Below are 8,550 nucleotides of genomic sequence, written 5' to 3' on the forward strand. Positions count from 1 at the left end.
TCAGATCCATTCCGGTGGGGTCGGCAGGGGGCCGTCGGGGTCGACGGTGAGCAGCTCGCCGGTGCCCCGGCCGGTCAGCCAGGCGGCGAGTTCCGGCGCGGGGCCGGTGACCGTGGGCGCCCCCTCGGGATCGCCCACGACGATGTCGTGCCCGGCGCCGTCGACCCGCAGCACCATGGCCGGCGCCTCGGGGTCGCCGGTCAGCCCGGTCGTCACCTCGTGCAGCAGCCGGTGCGCGAACGCCGCCGGCCAGTCCGCCGGCAGGTAGCCGGCCGCCAGGTCGACGTGGTGCACCTCGACCTCGCGCAACCGGCCCCAGACCAGCAGCGCCGCCGGCCACGGGCCGCGCCGGGCCTGCACCGTGGCGCCCCACGCCCCGGCCGGCATCGCCGCCACCGCCGCGTCGAAACGCTGGCCGCTGCGACGCAGGTCGTCCAGCAGGTCGGCCGGGCCCCGGCCGGCGCCCGCCTCGATGTCGGCGTTACGGGCCTCGATCGAGGCGTACATCGGGATCGGTTCGCCGGTGCGCGCGGCGGTGAGCAGGTTGACGAAGCCGTCGGCGTTGCGGGCCAGGTGGGTGAGCACGTGCGCGCGGGTCCAGCCGGGCAGCAGCGACGGCGCCGCGACGTCCGCGGCGGCCAGGCCCGCCACGGTACGCAGCAGCCGGTCGTTCGCCGCGGCCAGCTCGCCGGTCAGCAGCAGGGGATCAGTCGTCATCGGGTTCGACAGTAGCGGGCCCCGCGCCGCCGCGCCCGGAGTGGAAATCGCTTTCCGCGCGTCGGCGCGCCGCCTACCGTCGGGGCCGACGACAGCGGGTCGCGGCGACGGGAGGGAGGTGGTGAGCATGCCGGTCGCAGCGCGCGTGTTCGACCCCGATTCCCCACCACACCGATGAGGACACCATGACCCTCGACCTGACCGCCCTCGGCTGGGACGCCGACTGGGCGACCCACCTCGATCGACGCGCCGACCACCGACCCGGGCGGGTGGCCCGGGTGGACCGCGGCGTGTGCACCGTGCTGCGGCCGGAGGGCCCGGTGCGGGCGAGCCTCGGCGGCGGCGTGCTCGCCGCCGCGGCCCGCGACCTGACCGCGTTGCCCTGCGCCGGCGACTGGGTGCTGCTGGTCACCTGGCCGGACGGCCCGGTCACCGTGGAGGCGGTGCTGCCCCGGCGCACCGCGCTGGTGCGGCGCACGGCCGGCAAGGACGCCAGCGGCCAGGTGCTGGCCGCCAACCTGGACGCCGCCGCGGTGGTCGAGCCGGTGCACCCGGCGCCGGACCCCGCCCGGATCGAGCGCCTGCTCTCGCTGGTCCACGAATCCGGCGCCGAGCCGCTGGTGGTGCTCACCAAGTCCGACCTGGCGGCCGACCCGGCCGCGGTGGCCCGGCAGCTGACCGAGCTGGCGCCCGGGGTGCCGGTGCTGCCGGTCAGCGCCGAGCGGGGTACCGGGCTGGCGCCGCTGCGCCGGCATGTCGCCCCGGGGCGCACGCTGGGCCTGCTCGGCCCCTCCGGCGCCGGCAAGTCGAGCCTGGTCAACGCGCTGGCCGGGGCGGAGGTGATGCCGACCCAGGCGATCCGCCGGGTCGACGGCAAGGGGCGGCACACCACCACCTGGCGGGCGCTGGTGCCGGTGCCGGGTGGGGGCGCGGTGCTCGACACCCCCGGCGTACGGGCGGTCGGCCTGCTGGACGGCGCGGCCGGGCTGGACCGCGCGTTCGCCGACATCGCCGAGCTGGCCGCCGGCTGCCGGTACGCCGACTGCGCGCACGACGCCGAGCCGGGGTGCGCGGTGCGGGACGCGTTGGACCGCGGCGAGCTGCCGGCGCGCCGGTGGGAGAGCTGGCGGCGGTTGCAGCGGGAGGTCGCGTACGAGGGCGGTCGGCGCGCGGCCCGGCTGGCCGCCGAGCGGCGGGGCGGCTGGCGCGGCGGGCGGCGACGCGCCGGGCGTCCGGCGACCCCGCCCGCTCCCGGCGCGTTCTGAGCTGGGGGAATGTCCGCGCCACGGAAGTTGTCACACCTCGGGGCTAGAGTTGCCGGGGCGCTTTCCCTGCGCATTGCGACTATGGGAAACCGCTCCGGCAACTCATGAAAAACAGACTTCGCCTCACATTCTTCTTCCGGGAGCACACGCACCGTGGCCGACCGTCTGATCATCCGTGGCGCGCGCGAGCACAACCTGCGTGACGTCAGTCTCGACCTGCCCCGGGACGCCCTGATCGTCTTCACCGGGCTGTCCGGTTCGGGCAAGTCGAGCCTGGCGTTCGACACCATCTTCGCCGAGGGGCAGCGCCGCTACGTCGAGTCGCTGTCGTCGTACGCCCGGCAGTTCCTCGGCCAGATGGACAAGCCCGACGTCGACTTCATCGAGGGCCTCAGCCCGGCCGTCTCCATCGACCAGAAGTCCACCTCGCGCAACCCGCGCTCCACCGTCGGCACCATCACCGAGGTCTACGACTACCTGCGTCTCCTCTTCGCCCGCATCGGCGAGCCGCACTGCCCGATCTGCGGCGAGCGGATCTCCAAGCAGAGCCCGCAGCAGATCGTCGACCGGGTGCTCGCCATGCCGGAGGGCACCAAGTTCATGGTGCTCGCCCCGGTGGTGCGCGGCCGCAAGGGCGAATACGTCGACCTCTTCGCCGAGCTGCAGGCCAAGGGCTACGCGCGGGCCCGGGTCGACGGCGTGGTGCACCCGCTGACCGAGCCGCCGAAGCTCAAGAAGCAGGAGAAGCACACCATCGAGGTGGTGATCGACCGGCTCAGCGTCAAGGCCAGCGCCAAGCAGCGGCTGACCGACTCGGTCGAGGCCGCGCTCGGCCTCTCCAGCGGCCTGGTGCTGCTCGACTTCGTCGACCTGCCGGAGGACGACCCGGCCCGGGAGCGCCGCTACTCCGAGCACCTGGCCTGCCCCAACGACCACCCGCTCGCGATCGAGGACCTGGAACCCCGGGTCTTCTCCTTCAACGCGCCCTACGGCGCCTGCCCGGAGTGCACCGGCCTGGGCACCAAGAAGGAGGTCGACCCCGAGCTGGTCATCCCGGACCCGGAGCGCACGCTGCGCGAGGGCGCGATCCAGCCCTGGGCCACCGGGCACAACCTGGAATACTTCCTGCGCCTGCTGGAGGCGCTCGGCGAGGCCGAGCACTTCGACGTCGACACGCCGTGGCGGGCGCTGCCGTCGCGGGCGCAGAAGACGATCCTGCACGGCTCCGACGACCAGGTGCACGTGCGCTACCGCAACAAGTACGGTCGCGAGCGCTCCTACTACACCGGCTTCGAGGGTGTGGTGCAGTGGATCGAGCGCCGGCACACCGACACCGAGTCGGAGTGGTCCCGCGACAAGTACGAGGGCTACATGCGCGACGTGCCCTGCGCGGCCTGCGGCGGCGCGCGGCTCAAGCCGGAGGTGCTCGCGGTCACGCTGGCCGGCAAGAGCATCGCCGAGGTCTGCAACCTCTCCGTCGGCGAGGCGGCCGACCTGCTCGCCGGCATCGAGCTGACCGACCGGCAGAAGATGATCGCCGAGCGCGTGCTCAAGGAGATCAACGCCCGGCTGAAGTTCCTGCTCGACGTGGGCCTGGACTACCTCTCCCTGGACCGCCCGGCCGGCACGCTCTCCGGCGGCGAGGCGCAGCGCATCCGCCTCGCCACCCAGATCGGCTCCGGTCTGGTCGGGGTGCTCTACGTGCTCGACGAGCCGTCGATCGGCCTGCACCAGCGGGACAACCACCGGCTCATCGAGACGCTGCTGCGGCTGCGCGGGCTGGGCAACACGCTGATCGTGGTCGAGCACGACGAGGACACCATCCGGGTGGCCGACTGGATCGTCGACATCGGCCCCGGCGCCGGCGAGCACGGCGGCAAGATCGTGCACAGCGGTTCGGTGCCGGCGCTGCTCGACAACGACGAGTCGGTCACCGGCGCCTACCTGGCCGGGCGCAAGGCCATCCCGACCCCGGCCACCCGCCGGCCGCAGACGCCGGGCCGGGAACTGGTGGTGCACGGCGCGCGCGAGCACAACCTGCGCAACCTCACCGTGAGCTTCCCGCTCGGCCAGCTCATCGCGGTCACCGGGGTCAGCGGCTCGGGCAAGTCGACGCTGGTCAACGACATCCTCTACACGGTGCTCGCCAACCAGATCAACGGCGCCCGGCTGGTGCCCGGCCGGCACACCCGGATCACCGGCCTGGAGCACGTCGACAAGGTCGTCGGCGTGGACCAGTCGCCGATCGGGCGGACGCCGCGCTCCAACCCGGCCACCTACACCGGGGTCTGGGACCACGTCCGCAAGCTCTTCGCCGAGACCACCGAGGCCAAGGTCCGGGGGTACGGCCCGGGCCGGTTCTCGTTCAACGTCAAGGGCGGGCGCTGCGAGGCGTGCTCCGGCGACGGCACGATCAAGATCGAGATGAACTTCCTGCCCGACGTCTACGTCCCCTGCGAGGTGTGCAAGGGCGCCCGCTACAACCGGGAGACGCTGGAGGTGCACTACAAGGGCCGCACGGTGGCCGAGGTGCTGGACATGCCGATCGAGGAGGCCTCCGAGTTCTTCTCCGCCATCCCGGCCATCCACCGGCACCTGAAGACGCTCGTCGACGTCGGCCTGGGCTACGTCCGGCTCGGCCAGCCCGCGCCGACGCTGTCCGGTGGTGAGGCGCAGCGGGTGAAGCTCGCCTCCGAGCTGCAGAAGCGGTCCACCGGCCGGACGGTCTACGTGCTCGACGAGCCCACCACCGGCCTGCACTTCGAGGACATCCGCAAGCTGCTGCTGGTGCTGGAGGGGCTGGTCGACAAGGGCAACACGGTGATCACCATCGAGCACAACCTCGATGTGATCAAGACGGCCGACTGGCTGATCGACATGGGTCCCGAGGGCGGTCACCGGGGCGGCACCGTGCTCGCCACCGGCACTCCGGAGGAGGTCGCCGAGGTGGCGGAGAGCCACACCGGCGAGTTCCTGCGGCCGATCCTCAAGCTGGCCGGCGAGGCCAAGGGCGCCAAGGCGGCCACCACGCGGGCGGCGAAGGCGAACGGCGCCACGAAGACGCGGGCCCGCAAGGTGCCGGCGGGGGCGCGCTGACCGACGCGTACACGAGTGTCACCTGTTTCGTGACGCTCCGGTATGAACCGTGCCCCACCCTGGTGCGTGTACCGCAGTGTGGCCACGGATCATGACCGGTGGCGACAGCCGAGAGAGAGGCCGGAGATGAGTGATGACCAGGTGCTGACCGGACCGGCCACACAGAGCCGCCGGGCCCTGCTCGCGGGCGCCGGCGCGGTCGGCGCGGCCGTGGTGCTCGCGGGTTGCGGCGACGACGACGCGGCCCCGGGGGCGGCCCCGACCAGCGGCGGGCCGCCCGGTGCCAGCGCCACCGGCGACGCCGGCGGCGGCAACCGCGACAGCAGCGGTCCGCTGGCCCGCACCACCGACATCCCGGTCGGGGGCGGCGCGGTGTACGCCAGCAAGGGCGTCGTGATCACCCAGCCCGAGGCGGGCCAGTTCAAGGCGTTCGACCCCATCTGCACGCACCAGGGTTGCCCGGTGTCGAACGTCGACGGCGGCACCATCAACTGCACCTGCCACAACAGCCGGTTCTCGATCGCCGACGGCTCGGTGAAGGCGGGGCCCGCCACCAAGCCGCTCGCGGCCAAGGAGATCAAGGTCGAGGGCGACCAGATCGCGCTGGCCTGACCGCACGCGCCGCCGCCGTCCGCCGCCTCCGGGGCGGGTGCGGCGGCGGCCGGGTGTCGGGGGTGCGGACTAGGCTTGACCCGTGGCTGACCCCTCGACCTATCGTCCCGCGACCGGCACCATTCCGGAGTCCCCAGGGGTCTACCGCTTCCGCGACGGCACCGGCCGGGTGATCTATGTCGGCAAGGCGCGCAACCTGCGCAGCCGGCTCAACTCCTACTTCGCCGACCCGGTCAACCTGCACCAGCGCACCCGGCAGATGGTCTTCACCGCCGAGTCGGTCGACTGGATCACCGTGGCCACCGAGGTGGAGGCGCTCCAGCAGGAATACACCTGGATCAAGCAGTACGACCCCAGGTTCAACGTCCGCTACCGCGACGACAAGTCCTACCCCTACCTGGCGGTCACCCTCGACGAGGAATACCCGCGCCTGCAGGTGATGCGTGGCGCCAAGCGCAAGGGGGTGCGCTACTTCGGGCCCTACTCGCACGCCTGGGCCATCCGCGAGACGCTCGACCTGCTGCTGCGGGTCTTCCCGGCACGCACCTGCTCCTCCGGGGTGTTCAAGCGGGCCGGTCAGGTCGGCCGGCCCTGTCTCCTGGGCTACATCGGCAAGTGCTCGGCGCCGTGCGTCGGCACGGTCAGCGCCGAACGCCACCGGGAGATCGTCGACGGTTTCTGCGACTTCATGGCCGGCCGCACCGACACCATGGTGCGCCGCCTGGAGAAGGACATGCTCGAGGCCAGCGAGCAGTTGGAGTTCGAGCGGGCCGCCCGGCTGCGCGACGACGTGGCCGCGCTGCGCCGGGCCATGGAGAAGCAGACCGTGGTCCTCGGCGACGGCACCGACGCCGACGTGGTGGCGTTCGCCGACGACCCGCTCGAAGCCGCGGTGCAGGTCTTCCATGTCCGCGACGGCCGGGTGCGCGGCCAGCGCGGCTGGGTGGTGGAGAAGACCGAGGAGCTGACCACCGGCGACCTGGTGCACCACTTCTGCACCCAGGTCTACGGCGGCGAGCAGGGGGAGGCCGACGTGCCCCGCGAGCTGCTCGTCCCCGAGCTGCCCGCCGACGCGGACGCGCTCGCCGACTGGCTCTCCACCCGGCGCGGCAGCCGGGTGTCGCTGCGGGTGCCGCAGCGCGGCGACAAGCGGTCGCTGCTGGAGACCGTCGAGCGCAACGCGAGAGACGCGCTGGCCCGCCACAAGCTCAAGCGCGCCGGTGACCTGACCACCCGCAGCCAGGCCCTCGACGAGATCGCCGACGCGCTCGCCATGCGCACCTCGCCGCTGCGCATCGAGTGCTACGACGTCTCCCAGATCCAGGGCACCGACGTGGTCGCCAGCATGGTCGTCTTCGAGGACGGGCTGCCCCGCAAGAGCGAATATCGACGGTTCATCGTGCGCGGCGCCACCGACGACCTCGCCGCCATGTCCGAGGTGCTGCGCCGGCGCTTCGCCCGCTACCTCGACGCGCGGGCCGAGACCGGCGAGCTGGGCGAGGAGACCGCCGCCGATCCCGACCGTCCGGGCATCGACCCGACGACCGGGCGGCCACGCCGGTTCGCGTACCCGCCGCAGCTGGTGGTGGTCGACGGCGGTCCGCCTCAGGTGGCCGCCGCCGCGAAGGCGCTGGCCGAGCTGGGCATCGACGACGTGGCGCTGTGCGGGCTGGCCAAGCGGCTGGAAGAGGTCTGGCTGCCCGACGACGACTACCCGGTCATCCTGCCGCGCACCTCCGAGGCGCTCTACCTGCTGCAACGGGTCCGCGACGAGGCTCACCGCTTCGCCATCACGTTCCACCGCCAGCGGCGCTCCAAGCGGATGACCGAGTCGGCGCTGGACAACGTGCCCGGCCTCGGCGAGGTGCGGCGCAAGGCGCTGCTGCGGCACTTCGGCTCGCTCAAGCGGCTCTCCGCGGCCACCGTGGAGGAGATCACCGAGGTGCCCGGCGTGGGCCGCCGCACGGCCGAGGCGATCCTCGCCGCCCTCGACAGCGACCCGGCGAAGACGCCGTCCTGACCACGGCCGCGGTGGACCCCGGCGCCTATCCTTCGGCCCATGGGAGCGATCAAGCCGTGGCACCTGTCCGTCCTGCTGCTCTGTTGCCTGCTGCCGACCGCCGCGGCCGTGGCCGGTGGGTTCTGGGCGCTCCGCCGCTCCCGCAGTCGCCGCTGACCGCACCGGTCACGCCGAGGCGGGCACCGACCGCGTCCCCGGCTCACCCGCACGGTGCGTAACGGCTCCCGGGTGAGGTGTACTTGTGCGCGGTATACCTCAGGGTCATAAGTATGCCTCTGAGGTATGCCGCTCTCAGGGGTACTTCTTCTCCGGCGGCGACACGCCCGAGAGTCCCGACGCCCCCACCCGACGTCTGTGAGGTGTGTCCGGTTACGCGCGGTTCAGGCGTGGTCGGCGCCACCGTCAGGGTGGAATCGGGGCGGGGGGCGGGGCGTTATACCTGGCAGACCGCGTGGAGCCCGGCCCCCGCCGGACCGACCGGTCACCGGCCGTCGTCACATCCCCGGAGCCACCGAGCCGGCCGCTCCTGCGGCCCGGCCGGGCTGGGAATGGCCGGCCCCCGGCCGTCGTTACACCCCCGAGCCGCCGGAGTACCCGCCGGCACCCCCGGGCCCCCGAGCAGGCCACACGCCGCCGGGCCCACCCCCAGACTTCCCCCGCGTGATCCCCCCACCCCCCTTGGGAGGCACCATCATGGCTACCACCCTGCTGCGTAAGACCGTGCTCACCGCCGCCGGTATCGCCGCCACCACCGGTGGCATCGCCGGCCCCGCCATCGCCGCCCACGCCGCCCCGACCCAGAAGGCCACCGTCGTCGCCGACCGCAAGGGCGGCCACGGC

At 73.1% G+C, this 8,550-nt stretch carries 5 protein-coding genes; 4 read left to right on the forward strand and 1 reads right to left on the reverse strand.

All coding sequences use genetic code 11. From position 1 onward, the window contains the following. Nucleotides 1–717: a maleylpyruvate isomerase family mycothiol-dependent enzyme gene (locus GA0070213_RS08305; RefSeq protein WP_091060009.1), complete on the reverse strand. Its 717-nt coding sequence runs from the start codon at nt 715–717 to the stop codon at nt 1–3. Nucleotides 718–902: 185 nt separating this feature from the next. On the opposite strand from GA0070213_RS08305, the gene rsgA reads away from it, so the two are divergent. The 4 genes from rsgA (at nt 903) to uvrC (ending at nt 7,710) form a co-directional block, all read left to right on the forward strand. Further along, nucleotides 903–1,982, forward strand: coding sequence for a ribosome small subunit-dependent GTPase A (rsgA, locus tag GA0070213_RS08310; RefSeq protein WP_091060013.1), 1,080 nt, complete (start codon nt 903–905; stop codon nt 1,980–1,982). A 153-nt stretch (nt 1,983–2,135) separates the two neighbouring features. Beyond that, nucleotides 2,136–5,078 carry an excinuclease ABC subunit UvrA gene (gene uvrA / locus GA0070213_RS08315; RefSeq protein WP_091060016.1) on the forward strand — a complete coding sequence of 981 codons (2,943 nt, stop codon included), beginning with the start codon at nt 2,136–2,138 and terminating at the stop codon, nt 5,076–5,078. 126 nt (nt 5,079–5,204) lie between these two features. Further along, nucleotides 5,205–5,690, forward strand: a complete 486-nt coding sequence (locus tag GA0070213_RS08320; RefSeq protein WP_091060020.1) for a Rieske (2Fe-2S) protein — start codon at nt 5,205–5,207, stop codon at nt 5,688–5,690. An 82-nt stretch (nt 5,691–5,772) separates the two neighbouring features. Next, on the forward strand, nt 5,773–7,710 hold the full coding sequence (gene uvrC, locus GA0070213_RS08325; protein WP_091060024.1) for an excinuclease ABC subunit UvrC: 1,938 nt from the start codon (nt 5,773–5,775) through the stop codon (nt 7,708–7,710). Nucleotides 7,711–8,550: the final 840 nt, after the last annotated feature.

The organism is Micromonospora humi, from assembly GCF_900090105.1.
GTDB classification, from domain to species: domain Bacteria; phylum Actinomycetota; class Actinomycetes; order Mycobacteriales; family Micromonosporaceae; genus Micromonospora; species Micromonospora humi.

Excerpts from the sequence above, each read along its gene's own strand:
- rsgA (WP_091060013.1), top strand. The coding sequence starts at position 903 with ATGACCCTCGACCTGACCGCCCTCGGCTGGGACGCCGACTGGGCGACC.
- GA0070213_RS08305 (WP_091060009.1), bottom strand. The coding sequence starts at position 717 with ATGACGACTGATCCCCTGCTGCTGACCGGCGAGCTGGCCGCGGCGAAC.
- GA0070213_RS08320 (WP_091060020.1), top strand. The coding sequence starts at position 5,205 with ATGAGTGATGACCAGGTGCTGACCGGACCGGCCACACAGAGCCGCCGG.